The organism is Bacillus cereus group sp. Bc031 (assembly GCF_027716265.1).
Lineage (GTDB): Bacteria > Bacillota > Bacilli > Bacillales > Bacillaceae_G > Bacillus_A > Bacillus_A paranthracis.
Genome location: NZ_JAQFUL010000001.1, coordinates 1 through 26,052, shown reverse-complemented (window position 1 = coordinate 26,052; position 26,052 = coordinate 1). Strand labels below are relative to the sequence as shown.

Below are 26,052 nucleotides of genomic sequence, written 5' to 3'. Positions count from 1 at the left end.
CCTACTGATGTTTTGATTTACTTTATATAAGTTTATGCACAGCTTGTATAAAAATGTCTCCTCTTTCTTCAAATGTTTTAAATTGATCCCAGCTTGCACATGCTGGAGAAAGAAGAATTACATCGCCATCTGTAGAATGAGCATAAGCTTTCACTACAGCTTCATCTAAAGTATCGACACTTTCAATTGTATCTAATCCCGCTTTTTCTGCAGCTCTTACTAATTTTGGAGCTGTTTGTCCAAATGTTACAATCGCTTTAACATTTTTGAAATACGGAATTAAATCATCGAATTCATTTCCACGATCTAGCCCACCTGCTAATAACACAGTCGGTTGTGTAAACGCAGATAAAGCTTTCTCTGTCGCTAACATATTCGTTGCTTTTGAGTCATTATAAAACTTACGGTTGTTTATAGTTGTTACGTATTCTAAACGATGTTTTACACCTGTAAAACGTTTTAAAACTGCCGTAATCGCTTCATTAGAAACACCCAATAATTTTGAGATACTCATCGCTGCTAAAATATTTTCTAAATTATGTTGACCAGGTAAAACGATATCGCCTACTTCAACAACTTTTTCACCTTTAAAATAAAGAGCATTATCTTTTATACACGCACCATCTTCAATTTCTTTCGTTGTTGAGAACAGTACTTTTTGACCTTTACTATAAGCAGATAAAGCCATCACATCTGCATCATCTGCATTTATTACACTATAATCATTTTCTGTTTGGTTTTTAAAAATATTCGCTTTTGCTAAACCATATTCTTTCTTCGTCCCATGATAATCTAAGTGGGCCTCAAATAAATTTAAAAACGCAGCAATTTTAGGTTGGAACACTTCTACTCCCATCAATTGGAACGATGAAAGTTCTGTAACTACAACTTCATTTTCTTTCGCATCCTGTGCAACTTCACACGCTACAGTTCCAATGTTCCCTGCAATTACGGGATGCTTTTGTCCTTCTTTTAGCATTTCAAATGTAAGCATTGTCGTCGTCGTTTTACCGTTAGACCCCGTAATCCCAACAAATGGTGCTTCTGAAATACGATATGCTAATTCAACTTCCGTAACAATTGGAATTTGCTTTTCTTTCGCAGCAACTAATATTGGATTAGAATACGGGATTCCTGGATTTTTTACTACAAGAGAAATATTTCTCTCTAATAATTCTAAAGGATGACCACCGCATACAACGTCCATTCCTTTTGCTTGTAATTCTGCAGCAAGTACATTCTCTGCTAAAGGCTTTCCGTCATTTACAATAACATTTGCCCCTAACTTTTGTAACAATGTAGCTGCTGCATAACCACTTTTTGCAATGCCTAATACAAGAATATTTTTATTTTGAAATTCAGTTACAGTTTTCAATTACATCCACACCCCGATATAAATTCCTAACACAGCTAATAAAAATCCTACAGACCAAAACGTCACAACGACACGCCACTCTGACCAACCACATAATTCATAATGATGGTGTAGTGGACTCATTTTAAAGACACGTTTTCCTGTTGTTTTAAATGAAATGACCTGAATAATAACCGATAAAGTTTCCATTACGAATACTCCGCCAATGATTACAAGTAGCAATTCTTGTTTTAATAAAATTGCTACAGCTGCAATGGCTCCACCTAAAGCTAATGAACCTGTATCTCCCATAAACACTTTTGCTGGATTCGCATTGAATACTAAAAATCCAAGTACAGCTCCTACAACTGCCATACAGAATATCGCTACTCCAAATTGCTCTTGTGCCACAGCAATAATACTAAATGCTCCAAATGCAATAGCAGCAGTTCCTGATAATAAACCATCTAAACCGTCAGTTAAGTTAACTGCATTTGATCCACCAATAAGCATAAATAGTACAAGTACAAAATACGCCCAACCTAATTCAAACTTAACATCCGTTCCCGGAATCATGATGTATGTGTGGAACGCTTGCCCTTTTCCAATTAAAAAGAACGCAATAGCAATAACAAGCTGACCTACTAATTTTTGTTTTGATGTTAAACCAAGATTTCTCTTCTTAACTACCTTTATGTAGTCATCTAAAAATCCAATCAATCCGTAACCAAATGTCACTAATAGTAATAACGATACCTCTGCACCTAAATGATTAAACTTAATCGCCATAATAAGTGAAGTTACCATCATAGATACGTATATGACGATACCACCCATTGTCGGTGTCCCTGATTTTTTTTGATGTGATTTTGGTCCCTCATCACGAATACTCTGTCCGAACTTTAATTTTCTTAAAAATGGAATAAACAATGGCGAAAGGGCAACAGAAATTAAGAATGCTACCCCAGCCGTTACTAATAAACCTTGCTCAAGCACATGTAGTCCTCCTCTCACGTTGTTACTCTTCGTTGTTTAAACGCTCTGTAATTGCTTCTTTAGCGATTTCACGATCATCAAAATGATGAACATCTTTACCAATAATTTGATATGTTTCATGACCCTTACCAGCAATAATGATAATATCTTCAGCTTTTGCGTTAGCAATTGCATGGTATATCGCTTCTTTTCTATCAATAATTACTTCATAATTATTTCCATTTGCACCATGTACCATATCATCTAAAATAGCTCCTGGCTCTTCACTTCTTGGATTATCTGAAGTGTAAATGGCGTGAGTTGCATATCGTGTTGCAACACTTGCCATGATTGGTCTCTTCGTTCTATCTCTATCACCGCCACAACCAACGATGCAATATACGTCACCTTTTGCAAACTGTTTTGCTGTTTTTAATACATTTTCTAAGCTATCTGGTGTATGTGCATAATCAACAATAACTGTATAATTTTGTCCACCATCAACTACTTCAAAACGTCCTGGAACTCCAGCTAGTTCCTTTATTACATCAATGATTGTTTCTAAACTTACACCAGAAACAAGTCCTGCCGCTGTCGCAGCTAGTACGTTATATACATTAAATTTCCCAATTAATTTCATCGTAACATTTACACTCTCATACGGTGTTACAAGCGTAAATGTAGTTCCACCACTTGTCATAACGATATCTTTTGCCATAACATCACTTGTTGTATCAATTCCATACGTTACAACAGGTGCTGCAGTACTTCTCATATATTCCGCTGTTACAGCATCATCGTTATTCAATACCGCGTATTTTTCACGATTATGATTATAACTATTGCCAAGTTGCGCAAATAGCAACCCTTTTGCATGTTTATATTCTTCCATCGTTTTATGATAGTCTAAATGATCTTGTGTTAAATTTGTAAACACTGCGACATCGTAATCACATCCGTGTACACGGCCAAGATCTAAAGCATGTGATGAAACTTCCATTACTGTGCTATCCACACCGTGTTCAACCATTTTTGCAAACGTCTGTTGAAGTGTTAGTGCATCTGGTGTTGTATTTTTCACCTCAAATGTTTCATCACCGATTTTCATATTAATCGTTCCAATTAGCCCGGTTTTATGACCATGTGCGCGCATAATCTCATCCATAATATGCGATGTTGTTGTCTTTCCATTTGTACCTGTAATACCGATTAAATGTAACTTGTGTGTTGGTTGACCATAAAAATAATCAGCTAAAACCGCTAACGAACGAAAAGTATTTTTCACAAGTACAACTGGAACGTCAACATCAATTGGTCTTTCCGCAACAATAGCAGCCGCTCCTTGTGCCGCTGCTTGCTTAGCAAAATCATGGCTATCAACCGTATATCCTTTCATACATACAAATAAGCTTCCTTCTTTCACTTTACGTGAATCAGCTTCTATAGATGTGATTTCTGGATTTTCTTTTGGAACAACTGGAAAATCATGCAAACATGATACAAGTGTATGCAACTTCATTTCACTAAACCCTCTCTACATTGTGTATTTATCTCTTTTATTAATAAGCAACACGTTACCTCCTAATTATGTAAAATAGGAGGTAAGTGCTACTGTGTCTAATAAATAGACCTATTTATAACCGAGACTCTTGCGGTCTCAAATTAAGTAACTCTTCTATAAAGAACTCACTTCCACCAATTGTACCATAAAACGTACTAGGTTACCTTTAATTCCCGAAGTAAATTCTAATTTTTGAGCCTTCTTTCACTTTAGCTCCTGCTTCTGGGGACTGTTTAATGACTTTCTCTCCATCTCCGCTTATATCAAGCTTCAAATCAACGAGTTGCGTCTGTAAGTCTTTCTTTTTCATACCAATTAAATTTGGAACTTCCACAGTTGGTGTATCTCCCCATTTATATTCTCTCTCAACTTGTTCTTTTCTCGGTTTCACTCCCATAACAGGAAGTGCATCCCGCAGAATATTCCCAACAATTGGAGCTGCTACTACTCCACCAAATTGCGTTACACCTTTCGGATTATCAACAGCAACATATACAACAATTTCCGGATCATCTGCTGGAGCAAAACCGATAAAAGATACGATATAATTATTCTCTAAATATTTACCATCTTTCACTTTTTGGGCTGTACCTGTTTTTCCGCCTACACGATACCCATCAATAAAAGCACCTTTACCAGATCCCTTTGCTACAACATTCTCTAATGCATACCGAACTTTTTCTGAAGTTTCCTTGGAAATAACTTTTCTTTTTTCCACAGGTGTCTTTTTACTTACAACTTGATTGTTTTTCGGATCAATAAATTCTTTAGCTATATACGGTTGATACAATGTTCCACCATTTACAGCTGCTGCTACCGCCGCCACTTGTTGAATTGGCGTAACAGAAACACCTTGACCGAATGAAGTTGTTGCTTGCTCGACTGGACCGACTTTGTCTAAATTAAATAAAATCCCACTACCTTCACCTTGCAGGTCAATTCCGGTTTTTTGTCCAAAGCCAAAATTACGAATGTATTTAAACAATCGATCTTTACCAAGACGATCACCCAGCTCAATAAATCCTGGGTTACAAGAGTTTTGAACTACTTCTAAAAACGTTTGGCTACCATGGCCTCCTGCTTTCCAGCATTTCAATCTTGCTCCACCAACTTCAGCTGCTCCATCATCATAAAACGTATCTTTCTCTAAGTCTACTAAATTTTCATTCAAAGCTGCGGCTAACGTAATGATTTTAAATGTTGAACCAGGTTCATACGTACTCCATACTGGTAAATTTCTATTGTACACTTCTGGAGAAACACTTTGAAAATCTGCCGGATCAAAACTCGGCCGACTCGACATACCTAAAATTTCACCATTTTTCGGATTCATCGCAATCGCAATCATACCATCTGGATTATATGTCGACTCTGCGATATTCATTTCTCTTTCCATAATTCTATTAATACGTGCATCAATTGTTAAGCCTAAATTCAAACCAGCTTCTGGTTTTTTGAAATCATCGCCAACATTAGGCATCCTTTGCCCTTTTGCATCTGCAAAAAAGCGCACATGACCTTCATCACCATTCAGTTCTTTATCATAATATTTTTCTAGTCCCATAAGACCTTGGTTATCACTACCTGCAAACCCTAATACATGTGATAAAAAGTTGCCAAATGGATAGTACCGGATAGAGTCTTCTGCGATATAAACACCTTTCAAACTTAATCCTCTTACCTCTTTCGCCTTATCATGTGATATTTTCCTTCCGCCTTTATCTAACCTTACAATTGATTCTTTTTTTGTAATCCTCTTATAAATCTCATCTTTTTCCACACCTAATACTGCAGCTAACTTCTCTGCAGTCTCTGCTGGTTTTTCAATTTGCCTCGGTACAACAAAGACAGTTGGAGCACTTTTATTCGTGGCAAGTTCCACACCATTTCGGTCTAAAATTTTTCCACGTTCAGGTTCAAAAGTAATATTACGACTCCATGAATCTTTCGCACGATCCGTTAACATATTCCCAAGAAAAAATTGCACATATCCAAGACGAATATCGATGATAGTGAAAATAAGTATACCTGATATGAGTATAAAAATAAGTCGTTTTCTAACTGTTACATTTGATACACGCATATTGGAACAAGCCTCCCTTACGCCTAGCTTGTTCCAATATATGCTTGTACTTATTTAATTAGAACTTCTTCTCTTTTACCATTACGGCTTTTCTGCTTCTTGTTGTGGTTCAAGTGGCGGTACAAGTGTTACACCTAACTCTGTACCAGGTTGCAACAATGTTCCTTCTGGTACACTTTGTTCGGTTACGTATCCTGTACCAGTAGGTTTTAGATTAAGCTTTAATGTTTTTGCTAAATTCATAACATCACGAAGTGCCCAGCCTTGTATATTTGGCATTGTAGGTTTATCTCCCACTAAGAAGACTCGATCACCCTTCAATGTTTGTTCAGTCGCTTTCGGTACTTGATGCTGTACTTTCCCTTCACCTAATACGATCGGACGAAGTTTTGCTTTATCAATAGCCTTTTTCGCTTCTTCCATCGTTTTTCCCGTTACATCTGGAACAGCAGTTTGTTGCTCTTTCACATATTTCTTCGGATCTTTCACTTCATTAGGCTTAATCTTTAAATACTCTAAACTATTCTTCGTTACATATTTAAAAATATCAGCTAAAGGTTGTGCGCCGCTCTCATCATCTTTCAATTTCGGCTTTTTAACAGCTACATACACAACAAGTTGCGGATTGTCCATAGGTGCCATACCTAAGAATGAGAATATATAATTCTCTCTTCCCGTCATATAGCCTCCTTTTCCATCCGGAATTTGCGCTGTTCCTGTTTTACCACCAACTGAATAGCCATCGACTTTATAAGCAGTTCCTGTTCCTTTCGGCGATGTAACAACGCGTTCTAATAACTGTCTTACTTGCGCTGCTGTCTCTTTTGTAACAGGTTTTCCCACTTCTTCTGGTTTATGTTCTAATTTTACTTCCTCTGTTATCGGATCTACAATTTTATCAATTGTATAAGGTTTCATCATTTTCCCATCGTTCGCAATAGCAGTTGCAGCCTGTACAAGCTGAATTGGTGTTACAGTAGAACCTTGTCCAAAAGCTGTTGTTACTTGCTGTATTTGCTGATCGAATACAATGGTATTTGAACCTTCACCAGGTAAATCAATATTCGTTTTTTCATCTAATCCGAAAGCATGGATATATTTCCGGAAACGGTCTGGACCAAGTTTTTGATCCCCTAAAATAGCAAACGCTACGTTGGAAGAGCGCTCTACACCTTCATCAAATGTGATAGATCCCCATCCAGCACCGCCATTATGATCTTTTATTTTGCGGTTCCCGACTTGATATGTACCAGACTGATAATAATCTTGTCCCTTATACACACCTTCATTAATAGCTGCTGCTAGCGTAAAAATTTTCATTGTTGATCCAGGTTCAAATGCATTTGCAATTGCGTCATTATAAAAATAATTATTATTCTCTTGGTTCGGATCATAACTAGGCTTACTAGACATCGCTAATATTTTCCCTGTTTTTGGATCCGCAACAATTCCTATTAAGCTTTCTGGCTCATAATGTTTACTCGCTTCTTTCATTGCATCTTCTAAATAACTTTGAATACGCTGGTCGAGTGTTAAATATACATTATCTCCATTTTTAGGTGCCTTCACATTCACTTTTCCACCGTCAAGAGATACGCCTCTACGATCGCCTGTATAAGCTACCTCTCCATTGGAAGCACCTAAATACTTATTCAAACTCTTTTCTAAACCAAATTGACCTACAGCGATTCCCTTTTCATCAGGTCTCGCATGACCTACAACATAAGATGCAAAATCACCGTTTGGATACACTCTTGCATTTTCAGTAATAAAAGATATACCTGGTAATTTCAATGCTTCTATTTGTTCTTTCTGTTCTTTCGTCAAGCCTTTACCTAATTTCCCAAACTCTACTTGACTTCTACCCTCTTTATTTAAAGTAGCTAAAATCTTCTCTTCATCTTTTCCGAGTACGTCCGCAATTTTCTTAGCAGTATCCTCTTTATTCTCAACAGGCTTCGCACCTTTTAATTCCGCTACAAGTTTATAAGAGTTTGCATCTTGTGCTAACACATGGGAATTTTGATCATAAATCGTCCCACGATTCGCTTCCAGAACTCCTGTTTTACTATGTTTTTGCTGAGCGAGTTTATCCAAATCCTGATTATGCACTGTTCCTGTCGCTTGTATGTAAAAAAATCGGGCTAATAACAGCAAAAAGAGCAGGAGGAATAAAATCATAAAATACCCTGCTCCCTTATTGGTATGAAATTTAGTCATATTTCTCTTCATTTTCCCTTCACACCTATTGTCTTATTTGAGGCCTTTCACATTATTCGCATTAATTTCTAGCCCGTGTTTTTTTGCAACTTCAGCGATTCGTTCATAACGACTTAACTTCTCTACTTCAGCCTGTAACTCTTGATTTTCTTTTTGCTGCTGTACAATTTTTTGTTCTATTGTCGCAGCTTCTACATTAACTTGATAAAGGCCTGCTTTATTTCCAATAAACGCTACACAGGCATACAATAAAAAGCCAATAAACGCTACATACAACAGTTTTTCGATTCTTGTAATCTTCGCTTTAGCTTTTGGTTGAACCATCTGCTGTGGGGGCGTTTGAATCTGAACCTCTTCTTGCGCTTGTTGCTTGTACTTTACAGCTAAGTTACTCATACCTCTCTCCCCTTTTTATCGTTTTTCAGCGATTCTCAATTTCGCAGAACGCGCTCGATTATTTTCTTCTAACTCTATATCAGAAGGTAAAATCGGTTTTCTTGTAATAAGCTTTAATTTCGGCTTAAATTCATCAGGAATAATTGGTAATCCTGGTGGCAATTGTGGCGTTGTACTATTTCGCTTAAACGTCGTTTTACAAATACGGTCTTCTAAAGAATGGAATGTTATAACGCTAACTCTTCCGCCTGGCTTAACCATCTCAATTGCAGATTCCAACGCTTCTTCAAATACTTTCAATTCATCATTTACCGCAATACGGATCGCTTGGAACACTCGCTTCGCAGGATGTCCACCCGTTCTACGAGCAGGAGCTGGAATACCCTCTTTAATTAGTTCTACTAATTCCCCTGTCGTTTCAATAGCTTTATTCTCACGATACGCTTCAATTTTTCTTGCTATTTGTTTTGAAAATTTCTCTTCGCCATACTGGAAGAAAATTCTTACAAGTTGTTCATATGACCAACTATTTACAACATCATAGGCTGTTAATGGGGCATCTTGATCCATTCGCATATCTAACGGTGCATCATGATGGTAACTAAAGCCACGCTCTGGTGTATCTAATTGCGGGGATGAAACACCTAAATCAAATAAAATACCGTCTACTTCTGTTATACCTAATTCCTGTAGTTTTTCAGATAGGTAACGGAAATTACTCCTTACTGTTATGAACTGCTCACCGTATGAAGAGAATTTTTCTTTCGCATTTTGAATTGCTATCTCATCTTGATCAAACGCGATTAATCTTCCGCCTTCAGTTAATTGGGATAATAAATAAGAACTATGTCCTCCTCCCCCCAGTGTACAATCTACATATGTACCACCTGGCTTTATATCTAAGCCATCTACTGTTTCCTTCAAAAGCACTGTTACGTGATTAAACATTGTTGCACCTACTCTTTTTCCAATTAATTATGTTGAATGTATCTCCTCCTCTAAACGCATATTTCACGACTAGAGAACGAAATACTATGAAAGAACGACTCATTTAACTTGCCTACAAAGGCAGCATACTATACAAATCGCCATTTTCTTTTATTATATACTAAATTTTATCATCTTTTGCGGGAATTTAAATAAAAAACTGTCGAAAAAGATAATAATACGTTTACATTTTGTGCTATTTTGTCATATATTTAAGTATCCTGCATAATTACGATATTAGCTTTTTAAAAATTAATAATTCAGAAAAAAAATCACTTCACAGTAAATTCAACGGAATAAAAATAAAATCCTGCTCCTAAGAGCAAGATTCTATAGTTTTATAACGTGATGTTTTCCATCCCAAGAAAACGGTTTTTCCATTACACGATCAACGAAATCTAAACCAAACTGATTTAAATAGTAACATACATTCCACACACGCTCTTGTGGCGCTCCCAATGGACGGATTGCAAATTGTATACGACGGAATTTATTTAGTTCCACTTCATGTTTTTTCTCAACATTTCTTTTCAACATTCTTTCCAACAGTTCAATTTGTTCATTAATTTTGAACTCGTTTTTCCCTGCAAACGAACTTAATCCAGAATCTATTTTCTTTACAAACTGTTGTAATGACTTATGAATATCAATTATTTCTTTTTTCGCCTCTTCAAATCGTTCATCTATCGGTTCCTCTATTTGATTAGATAGCCAGTTTTCACGCAACTTATCTACGTTATTTAAAAACGGGTCACTCTCTTGCAATTGTAAATCGTGTAAATCTGTCGCTATATCCCTCTCAATATAAGTAATTGTAATACGAGGAACGACAGGAGGCATTCGGAAGCCGATAGTATGGAAGACTTGTTGTAATTCACTCCAGTAAGCTAATTCCCCTGGACCTCCAATAAACGCCAACGTAGGAAATACATACTCTTGCATAAGAGGGCGCGTTACAACATTATTACTAAAGCGCTCTGGGCTTCTTTCCATCTCTTCAATCAATTCCTCATATGAAAAGGAATACGTCCCATCTTTCCCAACAAACTTCCCTTGATTGTCTTCAAGCAACACTCGCTCATTATCAATTTCCATAAATATATGTACTGCATTAGACTTTGTTTCAATAATTGGCTTATATCCTAATTCTGTAATTACTTCCTGTTGGTTATGAAGCCCCTCTTGCACTTCTTTATACTTACTTACAATTTGTTTAAAAAACGGCACTTCTAATTTTCTTAATTCAGGATGATGCGAATCGACAAGAATTAAACCAGAATTCATGAACATTTTCATAATAAGGTGACCAAAGAAATCTACATACGTATTCGATTTCCGTAAAGAATCATCAATAAATCGCAGTACATCCTTTGTAAAATTCGTTTCAGGGTATGTTTTAAAAATTTCTTCAATCCACTTTCTACAGTCTTCCAAAGAAAGCTCAGACTCTGAAGCACTCGCCTTTTTCGGATTACGATCATGAAAAATGGTCTTTTTTATTTTTTTATTCTTCGTTACAAAAGTATGATTAATTTCATCCATATCATGGTCTTCACCAGCAATCCAGAAAACAGGAACAACTTTAACGCCTAAACTTTCTTCCTTTTCCTTCGCAAGCTGTAAAACTGAAATAATTTTATGAATCGTATAAAGTGGCCCAGTTAATAACCCAGCTTGTTGTCCAGCTATAACAACATATGTATCTTCATCTTCAAGCGCTTTTACATTTTGAATTGTAGCTTCTCCCGCTTGTAATTTTGTATTATATTCTAATAAATGCGCTACTAAATCTTGGCGGAAAAACTCCCTCTCACGCAAATCTTGTACACGCTGTTTAAAAGCATCTTCTGTTAACATATAATCAAAACACGACTGTATCTCTTTTTTACCGTTCATATAGTCCGCTACAACACCTTGTTGCGGAACAGAGATTTCTTTTATCTCCATATAATTCTTCCTTTCGTATCCTGTTCTCTCACCAATCCACATTGTAGTCAATGTTTCACGTAAAAGCAAAGAATTACACTTATACTTTTACTTCTAACCCTTTTATTGCATCGAACAAAAATTGAAGTGTCGGAACGGATCGTTGCTGTTTCTTAGCTTCTTCTAATACATATCCAACAATCGCACCAATCTCTGTTTGTCTATTCGCCCTTACATCCGCCAGCATAGATGATGTATTATGAGATGTTCTTTCACATACATGACGTACCATTTCCCATACCATTTCTTTTTCTTCTTTAACGAGAAAAACGACTTCCTGGAATACTTGCTCCATCATCTGATAAAAAAACGGGTTCGTGATCAATTCTCCGTTCTTGACCTGTAATAATGCCGTCAATGGATTGATACATACATTCACTACTAATTTTTTGTGCATAACATCCTTCCAATTATCTTCTATTCGAATTGGAAAATGCGGAAAAGGAAAGCAATTAAATATTTTTTCAAAATGTATAGACCGACCGCGCACGATTCCAAACTTCGTTACACCTATCCCTGTATGATAAACGGTATGTCTTTCTTCTTTTTTCGCACCATGCTCTACAATTCCAACTGCAATATTTTCATTCTCTATTTTCTGCATAGCATGAAGGTGTGACATTCCGTTTTGCAAAAAGACTACTGAGGATTTCCCTCGCACAAAAGGTAGTATGTCAGTTATATGATATTGCTTAACAGCAATAAATATATAATCTAGCTGCTGGTCTAGCATGCTTTCTATTGGTAATACTGGCGGGGATACCGTTTCACGTTTCCCCTCCCTAATACAAGTTACACCCGTTATATTTAATTCGTCAGCCTGCTTAGCTGTCCTTGTAAACAACGTAACATCTTGATTACTTTTTTGTAAATAAAATGTATACAATAGACCAATAGCTCCCGGTCCCACAACTCCAATTTTCATTTTCACACAAGGAACTCATTTGAACACGATACATAAGTCCCTTTTTCCCCTCCTCTTTTATTCCGCGAACCCTCGATTCATACGGAATCATAATTAACTAAAGATGATCAAATGCCACCTCTTCTTTCAATATGTATATACTACTTATTACTATACTTCTACTCTTAGTTTAGCAAATCCTCAAAAAAATAATAAAAGAAATACACTATCATCTTCATAAAAATAAAAAAATGAGTTATAATATTATTATAAATATTTTCACTTTTCTGCATTCAATGAGACAAAAAGGATGTGATGTTATGGGATTCCCAAAAGTTGAGCGCTTGCTCATCAATTATAAAACATTAGACGAGTTTAAAAAATTTAAAGGCTGCGGAGCTCAAGAACTATCCATGTTAGAAGAATTACAAGCAAACATTATTGAAAACAATAGTGAATCTCCATTTTACGGTATTTATTACGGTGGATCACTCATTGCACGTATGAGTCTATACATGAAAAGGAACGGCGGGGAACCATTCGAAATTACAGGTACTTACCTAGAACTTTATAAACTTGAAGTATTACCAACTTTCCAAAAACAAGGATTCGGAGAAATGCTTGTAAATTATGCGAAGGGACTGCAGTTCCCAATTAAAACGATCGCACGTATCCATTCAGCTGGTTTTTGGGATAAATTAAATTTCCAACCTGTGTCAGTACCTGATGGTGATTTTTACGTTTGGCACCCAGAAACAAATTTGAATGCGGTTACAAATGAAGAGTCTGCATAAGAAATAAAAAAACAGCTACATAGCAGCTGTTTTTTTATTTCTTTAACTTCTCTAATTTCCCATTCGAACGAGCGCTATTTCTTTCCGCTACCATTACACTTCTTTTTTGATCGATATAATCAAGCAATGTTCTATATTCTTCCTCATATACTGATAATCGCTCCAACAGGCTCTCTTTCTCTGTTTGTAACGATTCAATTTGCTGTTGCAACACCACTAAAGAGTTTTCATCTTTATAATTTTGCAAGAAATCAATAACATCATTCAATGTAATTGACGTAGGTTCTAATACCTTCGTCTCTTTCACTTCATAATTTTCCACTTTACGCAGTTGCTTCTCTTCTTCAATACGTTCTTTGTATTGCTTTCTAACGTAAGAATTCCATCTAAAGCCACATGCTGCTGGTGTACGAGATAAATGTCTTCCCACTTCTTTAAAGGCAGATAATTGCGTTCCACCTTCTCGAATATGCCGGAGTACTACTTCTGCCAGAAGCAAATCTTCATCATCAGTCCAAGCATCTTGTCTTGTTGTCGCCATCTCTCTAGTCCTCCCTATGCATTTTTTATTAAACATATGCAGTTACTAGAAAAGATAGAATACAACAAATGAAGAATAAGACAAAAAAATAAACGTAGAAGATATCTTCTACGTTTATTTTCCCGCAATTACTTGCTGATTACTTCTTTACCTTTGTAAGTACCGCATGCTTTACATACACGGTGAGCTAATTTCGCTTCACCACAGCTTGGGCACTCTACCATACCAGGTACTGATAATTTGAAATGCGTACGACGCTTTCTTTTTACTGTTTTAGAAGTTCTTCTAAAAGGTACAGCCATTCTTCCCACCTCCTTAAAAGAAATAGTTATTTTCATATGAAGGCCTGAACCAGTCTTCCGATTATTTGTCAAAAAACTTTGCAAGTCCTGCCAATCTTGGATCAACAGGCTTTTCTTTGTCTTCTTCCGAAATCACTTGCCAGTCTTGACCTTGCGTCGGTGCTCCACCAGAAACATCATCACTGAAAATTTGCATTGGAATCTCCAAAAGTATATTTTCCTTGATTACGGGCAGTAAGTCAAGTACTTCTCTTTCTAAACAATGAATTTCAGCTTCAGTTTCAAATTCTTCTTGTGAAGTTTGGAACACCTCAGTTGTTTTAATGTCAAATGGTAATGTCACATCTACTAAAGAGCGAGAACATGGTAAAACCATGCTTCCAGTTATATGTAGATGGAACGTAAACTTACCGGAGCCAAAATCAACTCTTCCTGTTACATGAACAGGATTAATTTCACGAATATCTTTCTCGACCTCTTTTAGCTCACTTACATCTACCATCTCATCCAATGTCAATCCTTTATTTCTCAATTTATTCAATTGATGGATGGACCATTTCATATCATATCACCTCAAGGCAACAAACAAAATTATAGCTAGCCATTTTATATTTGTCAATGTTTTTTCTTTACACTATAATGAAGTCATCATAGTAAATAATATATAGAGTATCACGTTTTTCAAAAAGATGCTACATCGAAAGGAGAGATTACCATAAAAGCCAGTGGTATTGTTGTTGAATATAACCCTTTTCATAACGGTCATGCTTATCATGTGCAACAAACAAAAAAGTTAACACACTCTGATATTACAATCGCTGTTATGAGTGGCCCTTTTTTACAACGTGGTGAGCCAGCACTCGTATCCAAATGGTATCGTACCAAAATGGCCTTAACATGCGGTGTAGACCTCGTTGTAGAGCTTCCTTATGCCTTTTCAACGCAAAAGGCCGAAACCTTTGCAAATGGCGCTATTTCTATTTTAAACGCCCTACATGTTTCTGAAATTTGTTTCGGCAGTGAAGATGGACAAATCGAAAATTTTTATAACACCATCTCTGTGCAGAAAAATGAAGAAGAGACTTTTAATCGTCTTGTAAAGCAATTTATGAACGCAGGTAATAGTTACGCAAAAGCTACATCTGAAGCTTTCCTACACATTTTATCTTCTGAAAAAAATATAGACATGTCACAACCAAATAACATTTTAGGCTTCCAATACATAAAAGCAATTCTAATGCAAAATAGTTCTATGCAAGCACAAACGATAAAAAGATTCGCATCTCATTATCATGATGAAACATTTAACGACCAACATATTGCAAGCGCAACAAGTATTCGCAAACAACTTTTTAGTGAAAATAGTTCCTTTACAGAAATTGAGCCTTTCATCCCAAAAGCGACTGCTTCTCTTTTAACGAGTTATAAACAAAACTACGGGACATTACATAATTGGGAACAATACTTTTCATTTTTTAAATACAAACTTATGACGATGTCTCCAGAAGACTTACGACATATATATGAAATTGAGGAAGGTTTAGAGCATCGTATTTTATCAAAAATACAAACCAGTTCCTCCTTCCATTCATTCATGGAAGCGTTAAAAACGAAACGTTATACGTGGACTAGATTACAAAGAGCTTGTACACATATTTTAACAAATACAACAAAAGAAGAAATACATTGCGCAAATATAGAGCAACATGCACCATACATTCGTCTATTAGGCATGTCACAAAAAGGACAAACGTACCTTTCAAAAAACAAGAAAAAAATAGAGCTTCCAATCCTTACCCATACAAAAACATTTGACCATCCTACTTTACACATAGATCGAAAAGCCAATTCTGTATATTTCTCCATCATACAAGAACCATTACGAACACAACTACTAAAACAAGATGCAACACATCACCCAATTCGTTACGATGAAACAACTGCAAAATTCCTATAAAAAAATCTCTCTGAAAAAGAGAGATTTTTTTATTTATTGCCCATTTTTTCCAAATACATTAATGCATCATCCAACGTATCAACTGGCACAACTTTCATTTTCGTTTTAATATCTTTCGCAGCCTCAAGTGCATCTTTATAATTCGATTTCTCTGCACCTTTTTCATTTGGTGCAAAGAACACTTCAGCACCAGCATCACTTGCAGCAACCACTTTTTGCTGAATACCGCCAATCGGGCCAACTTCTCCCTTTTCATTGATCGTCCCTGTTCCAGCTATTTCATGCCCTCTTGTTAAATCATCTTCCACCAGTTGGTTATATATTTCTAATGTAAACATTAGGCCTGCCGATGGTCCGCCTATTTCATGAGAGTCAATTTTCACTTTCGGATCTACCACTAATTCTCTTTCCGTAACGATAGAAACACCTATACCAACACGTCCATTTCCATTCGGAATAGTCTTTACATTTAAATTTTCTTTTAACTGTTTCCCATCCCTCTTGTACTCAATATTTACTGTATCTCCTTCTTTTTTCCCTGTCATATATTCAATAAATTGTTCTGTCTTTTCAAATGTTTTTCCGTCGACGGCAATGATAACATCTCCAAGTTTAAGCTTTCCTTCTGAAGGCATCCCTATCGCTACACCAGCAACCAACACACCTTTATTTTCAAAAGAAACAGTACGATTTGCACGTTTATAAGCATTATAAATCGCTGCATTTTGCGAATCTTTCATCGCATAATTTTGGCGAAATTGATATTCTTCATCACTTTCACCTTTTTGCAATATTTCTTCCGCTTTTGAAATATGTGTATATTTATTAAACTGTGCCGCTATTAAATTCACTACATTTGCCGGTCCCATTGAAACCGTAACAAGCATAAAATCACCTGATTCTTTTGTTCCCCCTTCAACTTGAACGTAAGGCTCTAATTTGGCAGCCATTCCTGGTTTCGTTACATAATACGGCAGACGTACATAAACAAGTAACATTGCCAATATAACCCCTATTAAAATTGCATATATAAACCGAAAACGCTTAAACATTATGTTTCTCCTTCCACTGCTCAATTAATAAATGAATATTTGCAACATGCTTTTCCGCTTCTACCTCTCCAACTCGAATAATGTCTTCAATGTTTGTAAAAGCCCGGGAACTAAATTGTTCTACAGCTGGTCGCATCATTAAATCAGATGCAATTTGCCGATTTATCACAAGCTCATGTTGCATAATTTCAATACTCTGCATAATTACATCATAAATAGACGTAACCTCTCCATTTACTTTAATCGGGGATACATCAACAGCAATGACAATATCGGCACCTAACTCTTTCACAACCGATACTGGGATGCGATCAATTACTCCGCCATCTACCAATAATCGTCCATCTATTTTCTCTGGCACAAACACTCCAGGTACAGAAATACTTGCTCTCACCGCCTCTGCAACTGGACCACTTGTAAAAACTACTTTTTCCCCCTTTAAGATATCAGTAGCCACAACAGCCGTCGGGATATCTAATTCTTCTAAATTTTTATTATATGTAAACATTTTAATCATATCTTTGACACGTTTTCCAGAAATAAATCCCATTTTCGGAACCGTAAAATCTAAATAATATTTCCTCTTAAAAACATTTGCCAGTTTATACAGTCTTTCAACGTTTGAACTAGCCGCATAAAATGTACCTACTAAAGCCCCCATACTACTTCCTGCAATCATATGAATCGGTATATCATTTTCCCTTAAAACCTTTATAACACCAATATGAGCAAAACCTTTTGCGCCCCCAGATCCAAGAGCTAAGCCAATTTTCGGTTCTTTCACTTTTCTCACCCTTTAATTTTTTTCGTTCCTTTTTCATACTTATGGTCTAAATTCACTACGTATCCACGTATACTGAAATGAACGTTTTTTGGGACAAAGGGGGATTTACTTACATGTATGAAAAATGGAAAACGGCTTTCCTTACCATATCAACACTTTTTTTAACCTTTTCTCTTGTACTCCACCCCCAAGCTGCTTTACAAGCTTCCATTCGAGGGTTAAATATATGGTGGGAAGTTGTATTCCCTTCACTTTTACCGTTTTTCATCATTGCCGAACTTCTCATTAGTATTGGTGTTGTAAAATTTATAGGCGTTATATTAGAACCACTTATGCGACCACTTTTCCGCGTTCCAGGAATAGGCGGATTTGTTTGGGCAATGGGAATGGCTTCAGGCTTTCCCGCTGGCGCCAAATTAAGCGCTAGACTGCGCAAAAGCAATCAACTAACACAAATTGAAGCAGAGCGCCTCGTATCTTTTACAAACTCATCCAATCCACTTTTTATTTTTGGCGCTGTTTCTATCGGTTTTTTCAATAATCCGAAATTAGGAATCGTATTAGCTGCTGCACATTATGTAAGTAATTTTGCTGTCGGGTTACTGATGCGTTTTTATGGCAATAACAACAGTTCCACGCATGATAAACATGTTACTAAAAAACACCCTTTTCAAAACCCTTTTTCAATTCTACACGAGACACGTATGCAAGAAAAAAGACCAATAGGAAAATTACTTGGGGACGCTATCGTTTCTTCTATTCAAACGCTACTTATGATTGGTGGATTTATTATTTTATTCTCTGTTTTAAATAAAATGATTACTGTATTTCATATTACAGCAGCCCTTTCTTTTATTATGCAACATATTTTATCATTCTTCCAACTAACTACTGAATTTAGTATCCCAATATTATCTGGCATGTTTGAAATGACACTTGGAAGCCAAATGATTAGTCAAATAACTGAAACACCCCTCCTGCAGCAAACTATGGTAACAAGCTTTATTTTAGCATTTAGCGGCCTTTCTATTCAGGCACAAGTCGCTAGCATATTAGCTGAAACAGACATTCGATTTAAGCCCTATTTTTTCGCACGAATTATCCAAAGTATTCTTGCCCCTATTTTTACTTTTATATTTTGGAAACCATTTTATGAAAAAGTAAGCTCTTTCTCACCTATGCAAAAAGATATCCCTGTCTTTTTATCGAATCATTCTTCTATTCTGCATGAATTTTGGACATCTTTTATACACTACGGACCGATATTTACATTATTTTGCTTATATGTATATGTCATCTTATTATTTTTTCGGAGCAACAAAGAAAAACCCCGTTCACTTTAACGGGGTTTGAAACTTTTCTTTTAAAGCACGTTCTACAACAGGAGGTACAAGATCTACTACACTTCCTCCATAACTCGCAACTTCTTTCACAATGCTCGAGCTTAAAAATGAGTATTGATTGTTTGTCATAATAAAAAAGGTTTCAATGTTTTCATCTAACTTTCGATTCATAGAAGTAATTTGCATCTCATATTCAAAATCAGAAACTGCGCGTAATCCACGTAAAATCGCGTTCGCATTACGCATTTTTGCATACTCAACTAATAGTCCACTATGTGAATCTACTTTGACATTAGGAATATCCTTTGTTGCTTCTCGAATTAAATCTAAACGCTCTTCCACTGAAAAGAACGGTTTTTTTGACGAGTTGTTTAAAACTACTACGTATACCTCGTCAAATACTTTTGCTCCCCTTTTAATAATATCCAGATGCCCAAGGGTAATTGGATCAAAACTTCCCGAAGAAATAGCTATACTTGTCATTCCGTCCCCTCACCTTCATACTTATAAATCGATATCGCTGTAATGCCATAATTTTCAGCTCGCACTTTTACAAGTCTTCCTATAGCCTCAGGTAAAACTACATCATTACCATGCTCCGCCATAATTAAACCATCGTTATGTAGCAATCCATGTTGATCCATTACACTAATTAAAGATACAATTTTTTGATCTTTATATGGAGGATCAATTAATATAAGATCAAATGATATTTCACGTTTTATAAGTGCTTTTATCGCACGTTCTGCATCATTCCGATATACTTCAGCTTGTTCCTGTATTCTACAACTTTCTAAATTTTGATGGATTACCTTTATCGCTTTATTGTCTCGATCAACAAAAATCGCTTTATCAATCCCTCTACTTATAGCTTCGATTCCAAGACCACCGCTACCACCAAATAAATCAAGAGCAACACCCCCATCAAAATAAGGTCCTATCATATTAAAAATGGATTCTTTTACTTTATCAGTCGTTGGACGTGTTGTATTACCTGGCACCGCTTTAAGTGGGTGTCCTTTACATTTTCCTGAAACTACTCTCATCTGTTGTCACTACCTTTATTTCAATCTAAAGAGCAATTATAGAAAGCCCTTCTCCATTCGGTAACCGCTACCAAACTTTACGATTCCATTCATCTTCCAACGAAGACTAGAAGAACTTAGCTTAAAATAACCGCTCTGCATTTTTATGTATTCATCTCACCATTCGCTAACACGAACTATTCGTTTCACTTTATCTTTTTTATCCTATCATAAAATAAAAAAAAGAAAAATAAAAAGCCCAACATAAAATTTAATTTCATCATGTATATCTTCATTTAGATTGGACATAAATAACTATAACAACATCACCTTCGATGTTGTTGCCAACCGCGGAGAAGACTTACGTTTCCCCATAAGTTCTTCCTCCGGTTTCTCCTCTCCCTTTGCCTTCTTACTAGTACATGCTAGTATAAGAAGGGCCCTGCTTTGCAGGGTTTTTTTTCTTTGTCTACTTTTCATTTAAAAAGTGAGATGGTACAGTAAAAGAAAGAGGAGGAAAAGATATGATTCAACGCTTTATAGAACTCGGAGAGGGCTACTCTGATTTATATGAATTACTTGAAATTGCCAAAGCAAATCAAGAACGTATAACACATATGTTACAATTTGAAACAATTAAAAATGAAAAAAAAGTGTGCTCACTTGTTGTAATATTAAAACCAACTACTACTGGTGATTTCCAACCATTATACATATGTCGTGAAGGCATTCCTGTACTTGAAAATAAAAAAAGTAAACGCGTCATTTTATTTGAAGAAACGGCAGAACAACTTGGAAAAAAAGTGACTACCTTTACGGTAAAACCATCCACAACTTTCCCAGAAAAAGAACTGTTTTTCAATCATTTAATTGGTATTTTACGAATGAATAATTTTATTCCTCCAATGAAATAATGTGTTATTTCAAATAAAAAATCCCCTGTTAAAATTAGCAGGGGATTTTTTCTATTAGCTATAATCGTATTCTTTTGCCCGATCAGGACGTGAATTTTCAAATTCCGTTTTTAAATACGGGCGGTACGACTGTTCTATCTTTTTCACAAAAGGAAGTTTGTTCAACTTTTGCATCATATGCTCAATTTGTTCCATATCACAATATACTACTGCATATTTTAAACGTTTTGATATGTAATGTATGTTACCATATTTTCTTAAAATCTTGGCATGTTTCAATGAATGTAAATAAACAATCATACTTTGTCGTTGCCCGAACATAATCTTCTCCATCTTCTCCTTTTAAAAACATATATTTTATATTTTATGAAAACCAATCAGAAATTTATGACATTACAGGACAAACTCTGTATACGTTTTCTTCTACCTTCTAAAAAACAGGGTGATTTACCCCGTTTTTTTACAACCGCAACCTCCGCCGGTACCACAACCGCCACCACAGCCACCAGCATCAAAAAATGGATTTCCTGTTGGAACTTTGATGGAAGAGGACACCTCAGAACCGATTGCTACACTAACTTCATCTAACAACTTTTGTAAAGCCGTTTCTACTCGTTTAAAAGCTGCAATCTTATCATGTAAATCTACAGAACGCTTCAATTCCCTCATTTTCGTCGAAACGAAAGTATAGTCAGGATGATATTTACCGAAACGTTGCACTTCCTCATATCGTTCTTTCATCGCTGTAAATTGCTGAATTAACGTCTGAACTTCCATATCTTCATGCAAGTCTTTATAACATTTACGGTAATCTTCTGCTATATCTGAACAGATGATCGCTTTTGCAAGCTGCTCTGCCTTATCTAATATTAATACGCTTTCTAGCGTCGCTACAATCATGAGAGACACCTCCGAGTATTTATCATACCACATTTAGAATAGAACTACTAATTGAAGTGTCTCACTAAACAGAAAGATATCATTCTAACTATTTTTTAATAATTTCAGTACACATTTATACATTAATATGTTCCGCGATGTTGTATTTAACAACATCCCACTTCCCACTATTTTCATTCACATAACTAATACATGCGTTTTTTAACGGTGTTTTAAACGAAATATCTTCCGGAGCAATTGCATGTAAAATTGCTTTTATCGCATGAGAATGGGCTACAATAATAATACGTTTGCCAGAATGAGTTTCTGCAACATCTTTTACCGCGGCAAAACAACGAGCTACAATTTCTTCATCTTGCTCCATACCTTCTACTTTACCTTCTGCAATTAATTCCCTAACAGTCGCAACTGGCTTCCCAGAAGCTTCACCAAAATTACGTTCAATAAATCGCTCATCTAATAAAATTGATTGTAATCCAGTTGCCTCTGCAATTTCCTTAGCTGTTTCTTGCGCTCTAATTAATGGGCTACTTATAATTATATCCCATGCCTCCGCTTGCAAAGCAGCTGCACTTTGACTCGCTTGCTTCTTCCCCACTTCATTAAGCGGAATATCTTCACGTCCCTGAATAATCTCTTGAAAATTCCAATCAGTTTGTCCATGTCGTACTAAACAAATTTCCGTCATGCTCATGCTGCAACTCCTTTTTAAATAATCCGCTTCTATTGTATCAAAAGTTCTGCATGACGGACATAGTTTTCCCTTCCAATTATGTTGCATTTTGCTGCTTCATATACTGAAACATATCAATCATAATGGAAGCAACTGCCAATTGATTTTGAAATTTCTCAACTTTATCTGGTATCGTTTTTTTGAAATGTTGCATAGCTGCTAACTCAAATGCCTCTTTTTCTTCAGGGTTTCGCGTTAGTTTTCTATACCAGTAAGGTTGCTCCCTAATATAGCGAGATAAATCCTCATCAGCCTTTATAAACTCCATAATTTCTGCTCTCATCCGCTTTCCTCCTAATCCTTCTGAAAGAAAAATGGATTATTTTCGGAAGTACTCTCTTCTTGCTGCGTGCGTTTTCCTTGAAATTGTTGAAAAACTTGTTGCACACTCCCAATAGCACTCGTCACATTGGCTAAATGATGTTGCATTTGTTCCACGTCTAACTTTTTAAAGAAAGAAAGCATTTGTCCCATCACATCAGCAGTTTTTTCTTCTTCAGTTCGAGTATCCTTTTCTTTTCCATTTTCTTTTTTCTTTTCTTTTACCGAAGAAAAAGCAGGCGCTCCATCCGGTCTAAAAGTTGCCCATATTGGATCTTCTTCACCAAGTAAGTACCATTCCTCATAAAACTGTTGCCAAGTTTTATGACCACTTCGAACTTCATGAACCATTTTAGGGTGATGGTTTACAAACTCTTTAAACTGTTGAACCGATGGATGTAACGGTCCTTTTGTTGTCGGCATAATCCTCACCTCTTCATGTATATCTACTATATAATAAGAAAAAAAAGGCGCATGGTTCGCCTATTTTTAGACGATTCATGCACCTTTTTATCCTACTATTTGCATAGAGGAAGATTCCCATCCACAATTTACAGTTTCATTTTATTTCCGAATAAAGTTTTGTGTATAAAACTTATCGTATACGCCAACACCTAATCCTGTAAATTGTTCATTCAATAAATTTTTTCGATGTCCCTCACTATTTAACCAACCTTGCAATGCCGCAACCCCATCACTATGTTGCGCCGCTATGTTCTCACCGGCAAGTTGAAACCCTACTTTCCCGCGCTGTAAACGATCTCCTAACGTACCTAATGTAGGTGAATCGTGTGAAAAATAATTATTATCCTTCATATCTTTACTATGACCGATTGCCACCTCTGCCGTTTGTTGGTCCCACGCTAATAACGGTAAATTATGACGACTTCGAATAATATTTGTTAAATCAAAAATTTGTTGCATATTCCCATTCTCTATTTGTTTCATTTTATCTGGAGTTAATGGTTGTTCTGCTAATAATTCACCCGAATAAACGAGCTGATACGGTCTTTGACGCAATAACGTTTCGTCATCCATATAACGAACACCGACAAGCTCATGCGTAAAATGATCAAAATATAATTGTGCCCAACCATCTTCTACTGCTACTAATGGTTGTTCCATCACTTCGGTATCAGATAACTCAAATTGATAACTATTCTTTCCTCTTTTTAACGAAATCTCATGAGAAAGTGGATTCTTTTTATACACATCTTCATACTTTTCATTTATATAATAAGGTGGCACCTTAACTTGCTCACCAGCGACATACGCCGTTACAATTTTACGTTCAGCAACCCCAAATTGAACATACTGAGCTAAATCTTGATTGTATACCCACCATTCATATCCGTAAGCAGATGGTTCTATTCGAGAAGGTTCGCCCCATTTTGCTAATAAATTTTCAGAGTCCCCACCAATCATATTTAAAACCGTATCAGAAGAGTCTTCATTTACTTGTTTTTTCTTTTTCACAATTTTATTTTCTTGCTTTGATTGAGATGGGGTTAATATATATTGTGAAACGAGTAATTTCCCGTATAAATCAACAGCTAAAATTAAAATTGTAATCATTACGATACGCAATAATTTCTTCAATCGATATACCTCCTGCAAAAAACATAAAATTGAGATATACACAAATCCTTTTCTTTCCTTTTTTTGTGTGTACCGTACTCTTTTCACTATATCATATTTTCGCAAAAAAAGTCTGGATTATCCCTTTTCTCTCAATATGAATTGCACTTTCTTATTATTCATACTATTATAAAAATAATGGTGTAACATTAAAAAAGGAGGTATTTTATGCAATTTACAAATACGAAATTTAATGGGGCAGTCGTTGATTTAACACTATTAACAGAGATTATGGAAAAGAACCATTTTGTACTTGCTGGACAGTGGGATTATGAACGAGTTACATACGATTATAAATTCGAAATATTAAACGATGTTTATTATTTACGTGTACAAGGTTTAGCTGTTGAAGGTGACATTGGCAGCAGACACGCTGAAATAAAGCTACTCCCTCCCTTATTAGGTAAACATTATTATCCTCACGGCGTTGAATATGGTGATGGTGAAACTTTCCCAACGAATGTAATTCAAAAAAGCGAACAACTCCTACAAAATATCGAAAAAGAGTTAAAAGAATTCCAAATCATTGAGTAAATAGAACAAGCGCATCAATATGATGCGCTTGTTCTATTTATCTTACTTAAGAATGAATCGTCTTTTTGACTGGATACCCATAAATAGTTCCATCCTTTACTTTAATCTCATCTTCCCAAGGAACCTTATATTTACCTTCAGCTAAATCTTTTACAAACGTATATGGGTTTTCTTTCACCCCACCAGGAGTCGCTACATATCCCCTTGAACCTAGATTATATATATTATTTTCGAGACCCCATCCTAATCTAGCTTGATCTGCTAGCTCTGGATATACTTCAGCAGTAACAATCTCCCAAGGATTTCGGTGTCCCTGCACTAAAGTAGTCCCATCAAAATTACATACTTGTCCTTCACCAAAATAATAAAATACACCATCATAACCGGCTAAGTTCACCGACAATGTATACATTAAATTTTGCCATGCATTCGAACGATTAGTTAACATCCATTGTTCACTAACTTGTGTGCTATATCCAGAAATACGAATCAAGACATTTGCACCTTTATAAGCTGCTTCACGAGCTACTTCAGGAAACATACCATCATGACAAATACAAACAGCTAATTTACTTCCTCCTGGCCCATCACAAACAGGTAAACCTAAATCTCCAGCCTTCCAAGGTTCAACTGGCACCCAAGGATTTAGCTTACGATACTTCAAAATCATTTATGATGATAGGTAAGGCTTTGATGTAATCTCCACCTTTTCCCCCACCTCACACCGTACGTGCTAGTTTCCTAGCAT

At 36.0% G+C, this 26,052-nt stretch carries 27 protein-coding genes and 1 pseudogene; 5 read left to right on the top strand and 23 right to left on the bottom strand.

Annotation, left to right across the window (positions count from 1 at the left end):
- Positions 1 to 22 precede the first annotated feature (22 nt).
- From murD to panE, 9 genes are all read right to left on the bottom strand, one after another.
- Positions 23 to 1,375, bottom strand: coding sequence for a UDP-N-acetylmuramoyl-L-alanine--D-glutamate ligase (gene murD / locus PDQ33_RS00140; RefSeq protein WP_061131586.1), 1,353 nt, complete (start codon positions 1,373 to 1,375; stop codon positions 23 to 25).
- Positions 1,376 to 2,350: a phospho-N-acetylmuramoyl-pentapeptide-transferase gene (gene mraY, locus PDQ33_RS00135; protein ID WP_000893058.1), complete on the bottom strand. Its 975-nt coding sequence runs from the start codon at positions 2,348 to 2,350 to the stop codon at positions 1,376 to 1,378.
- 22 nt (positions 2,351 to 2,372) lie between these two features.
- Positions 2,373 to 3,848 carry a UDP-N-acetylmuramoyl-L-alanyl-D-glutamate--2,6-diaminopimelate ligase gene (gene murE, locus PDQ33_RS00130; RefSeq protein WP_270754443.1) on the bottom strand — a complete coding sequence of 492 codons (1,476 nt, stop codon included), beginning with the start codon at positions 3,846 to 3,848 and terminating at the stop codon, positions 2,373 to 2,375.
- A gap of 208 nt (positions 3,849 to 4,056) precedes the next feature.
- Positions 4,057 to 5,973: a stage V sporulation protein D gene (locus PDQ33_RS00125; RefSeq protein WP_001266227.1), complete on the bottom strand. Its 1,917-nt coding sequence runs from the start codon at positions 5,971 to 5,973 to the stop codon at positions 4,057 to 4,059.
- A gap of 81 nt (positions 5,974 to 6,054) precedes the next feature.
- On the bottom strand, positions 6,055 to 8,205 hold the full coding sequence (locus PDQ33_RS00120) for a penicillin-binding protein (protein WP_442866542.1): 2,151 nt from the start codon (positions 8,203 to 8,205) through the stop codon (positions 6,055 to 6,057).
- A 21-nt stretch (positions 8,206 to 8,226) separates the two neighbouring features.
- Positions 8,227 to 8,589 (bottom strand): cell division protein FtsL, encoded by a 363-nt coding sequence (gene ftsL / locus PDQ33_RS00115; RefSeq protein WP_000067081.1) that lies wholly within the window; start codon positions 8,587 to 8,589, stop codon positions 8,227 to 8,229.
- A gap of 15 nt (positions 8,590 to 8,604) precedes the next feature.
- Positions 8,605 to 9,537, bottom strand: coding sequence for a 16S rRNA (cytosine(1402)-N(4))-methyltransferase RsmH (gene rsmH, locus PDQ33_RS00110; RefSeq protein ID WP_000481790.1), 933 nt, complete (start codon positions 9,535 to 9,537; stop codon positions 8,605 to 8,607).
- Positions 9,538 to 9,906: 369 nt separating this feature from the next.
- Positions 9,907 to 11,523, bottom strand: coding sequence for a bacillithiol biosynthesis cysteine-adding enzyme BshC (bshC, locus tag PDQ33_RS00105; RefSeq protein ID WP_061131584.1), 1,617 nt, complete (start codon positions 11,521 to 11,523; stop codon positions 9,907 to 9,909).
- A gap of 79 nt (positions 11,524 to 11,602) precedes the next feature.
- Positions 11,603 to 12,493, bottom strand: a complete 891-nt coding sequence (panE, locus tag PDQ33_RS00100) for a 2-dehydropantoate 2-reductase (protein WP_061131583.1) — start codon at positions 12,491 to 12,493, stop codon at positions 11,603 to 11,605.
- Between the two features lie 293 nt (positions 12,494 to 12,786).
- Between panE and PDQ33_RS00095 the strand changes: the two genes are divergently transcribed.
- Positions 12,787 to 13,260: an N-acetyltransferase gene (locus PDQ33_RS00095; RefSeq protein ID WP_000506707.1), complete on the top strand. Its 474-nt coding sequence runs from the start codon at positions 12,787 to 12,789 to the stop codon at positions 13,258 to 13,260.
- Between the two features lie 34 nt (positions 13,261 to 13,294).
- On the opposite strand, the gene PDQ33_RS00090 is transcribed toward PDQ33_RS00095, so the two are convergent.
- The 3 genes from PDQ33_RS00090 to PDQ33_RS00080 all read right to left on the bottom strand — a co-directional run bounded on the left by PDQ33_RS00090 (position 13,295) and on the right by PDQ33_RS00080 (position 14,665).
- On the bottom strand, positions 13,295 to 13,801 hold the full coding sequence (locus PDQ33_RS00090) for an RsfA family transcriptional regulator (protein ID WP_270754444.1): 507 nt from the start codon (positions 13,799 to 13,801) through the stop codon (positions 13,295 to 13,297).
- A gap of 128 nt (positions 13,802 to 13,929) precedes the next feature.
- Positions 13,930 to 14,103 carry a 50S ribosomal protein L32 gene (gene rpmF / locus PDQ33_RS00085; RefSeq protein WP_001984764.1) on the bottom strand — a complete coding sequence of 58 codons (174 nt, stop codon included), beginning with the start codon at positions 14,101 to 14,103 and terminating at the stop codon, positions 13,930 to 13,932.
- A gap of 61 nt (positions 14,104 to 14,164) precedes the next feature.
- Positions 14,165 to 14,665 (bottom strand): YceD family protein, encoded by a 501-nt coding sequence (locus tag PDQ33_RS00080; RefSeq protein ID WP_270754447.1) that lies wholly within the window; start codon positions 14,663 to 14,665, stop codon positions 14,165 to 14,167.
- A gap of 213 nt (positions 14,666 to 14,878) precedes the next feature.
- Here PDQ33_RS00080 and PDQ33_RS00075 point away from each other — a divergent pair, with 213 nt between their 5' ends.
- A complete protein-coding gene (locus PDQ33_RS00075; protein WP_061131571.1) occupies positions 14,879 to 16,060 on the top strand; it encodes a nucleotidyltransferase in 1,182 nt (393 codons plus the stop codon).
- A gap of 29 nt (positions 16,061 to 16,089) precedes the next feature.
- Here PDQ33_RS00075 and PDQ33_RS00070 read toward each other — a convergent pair whose 3' ends face one another.
- Both PDQ33_RS00070 and PDQ33_RS00065 read right to left on the bottom strand, forming a co-directional pair.
- Positions 16,090 to 17,112 (bottom strand): SepM family pheromone-processing serine protease, encoded by a 1,023-nt coding sequence (locus PDQ33_RS00070; protein WP_270392359.1) that lies wholly within the window; start codon positions 17,110 to 17,112, stop codon positions 16,090 to 16,092.
- The gene (locus PDQ33_RS00065) at positions 17,105 to 17,896 is read right to left on the bottom strand and encodes a patatin-like phospholipase family protein (RefSeq protein ID WP_000662598.1); all 792 of its coding nucleotides are present in this window, start codon (positions 17,894 to 17,896) and stop codon (positions 17,105 to 17,107) included. Before PDQ33_RS00065 ends, PDQ33_RS00070 begins: the two co-directional genes overlap by 8 nt.
- 113 nt (positions 17,897 to 18,009) lie before the next feature.
- Between PDQ33_RS00065 and ylbJ the strand changes: the two genes are divergently transcribed.
- Positions 18,010 to 19,239, top strand: coding sequence for a sporulation integral membrane protein YlbJ (gene ylbJ, locus PDQ33_RS00060; RefSeq protein ID WP_270754448.1), 1,230 nt, complete (start codon positions 18,010 to 18,012; stop codon positions 19,237 to 19,239).
- Here ylbJ and coaD read toward each other — a convergent pair.
- Together coaD and rsmD are read right to left on the bottom strand one after the other, a co-directional pair.
- Positions 19,231 to 19,722 carry a pantetheine-phosphate adenylyltransferase gene (gene coaD, locus PDQ33_RS00055; protein ID WP_270754449.1) on the bottom strand — a complete coding sequence of 164 codons (492 nt, stop codon included), beginning with the start codon at positions 19,720 to 19,722 and terminating at the stop codon, positions 19,231 to 19,233. The two genes, ylbJ and coaD, sit on opposite strands and share 9 nt — an antisense overlap.
- Positions 19,719 to 20,285: a 16S rRNA (guanine(966)-N(2))-methyltransferase RsmD gene (gene rsmD / locus PDQ33_RS00050; protein ID WP_001266987.1), complete on the bottom strand. Its 567-nt coding sequence runs from the start codon at positions 20,283 to 20,285 to the stop codon at positions 19,719 to 19,721. Before rsmD ends, coaD begins: the two co-directional genes overlap by 4 nt.
- A gap of 503 nt (positions 20,286 to 20,788) precedes the next feature.
- Between rsmD and PDQ33_RS00045 the strand changes: the two genes are divergently transcribed.
- The gene (locus tag PDQ33_RS00045; RefSeq protein WP_000616011.1) at positions 20,789 to 21,178 is read left to right on the top strand and encodes a DUF7147 family protein; all 390 of its coding nucleotides are present in this window, start codon (positions 20,789 to 20,791) and stop codon (positions 21,176 to 21,178) included.
- A gap of 54 nt (positions 21,179 to 21,232) precedes the next feature.
- Here PDQ33_RS00045 and PDQ33_RS00040 read toward each other — a convergent pair whose 3' ends face one another.
- From PDQ33_RS00040 to PDQ33_RS00015, 6 genes are all read right to left on the bottom strand, one after another.
- A complete protein-coding gene (locus PDQ33_RS00040) occupies positions 21,233 to 21,499 on the bottom strand; it encodes a YlbG family protein (protein ID WP_002080814.1) in 267 nt (88 codons plus the stop codon).
- Positions 21,500 to 21,625: 126 nt separating this feature from the next.
- The gene (locus PDQ33_RS00035; protein WP_000634351.1) at positions 21,626 to 22,078 is read right to left on the bottom strand and encodes a YlbF family regulator; all 453 of its coding nucleotides are present in this window, start codon (positions 22,076 to 22,078) and stop codon (positions 21,626 to 21,628) included.
- A 115-nt stretch (positions 22,079 to 22,193) separates the two neighbouring features.
- Positions 22,194 to 22,766, bottom strand: coding sequence for a histidine phosphatase family protein (locus PDQ33_RS00030; protein ID WP_061131727.1), 573 nt, complete (start codon positions 22,764 to 22,766; stop codon positions 22,194 to 22,196).
- Positions 22,767 to 22,848: 82 nt separating this feature from the next.
- Positions 22,849 to 23,094: a YlbE-like family protein gene (locus tag PDQ33_RS00025; protein ID WP_001200990.1), complete on the bottom strand. Its 246-nt coding sequence runs from the start codon at positions 23,092 to 23,094 to the stop codon at positions 22,849 to 22,851.
- Between the two features lie 11 nt (positions 23,095 to 23,105).
- Complete coding sequence (locus tag PDQ33_RS00020; RefSeq protein ID WP_001143335.1) at positions 23,106 to 23,555, bottom strand: YlbD family protein; 450 nt, start codon at positions 23,553 to 23,555, stop codon at positions 23,106 to 23,108.
- A 141-nt stretch (positions 23,556 to 23,696) separates the two neighbouring features.
- Positions 23,697 to 24,731 carry a CAP domain-containing protein gene (locus PDQ33_RS00015; protein ID WP_270754450.1) on the bottom strand — a complete coding sequence of 345 codons (1,035 nt, stop codon included), beginning with the start codon at positions 24,729 to 24,731 and terminating at the stop codon, positions 23,697 to 23,699.
- Positions 24,732 to 24,938: 207 nt separating this feature from the next.
- Between PDQ33_RS00015 and PDQ33_RS00010 the strand changes: the two genes are divergently transcribed.
- The gene (locus tag PDQ33_RS00010) at positions 24,939 to 25,304 is read left to right on the top strand and encodes a YugN family protein (RefSeq protein ID WP_001160940.1); all 366 of its coding nucleotides are present in this window, start codon (positions 24,939 to 24,941) and stop codon (positions 25,302 to 25,304) included.
- A 46-nt stretch (positions 25,305 to 25,350) separates the two neighbouring features.
- Here the strand turns inward: PDQ33_RS00010 and PDQ33_RS00005 are convergent.
- Positions 25,351 to 25,974, bottom strand: a pseudogene (locus PDQ33_RS00005) (formamidase); the annotation flags it as partial.
- Between the last annotated feature and the right edge of the window lie 78 nt (positions 25,975 to 26,052).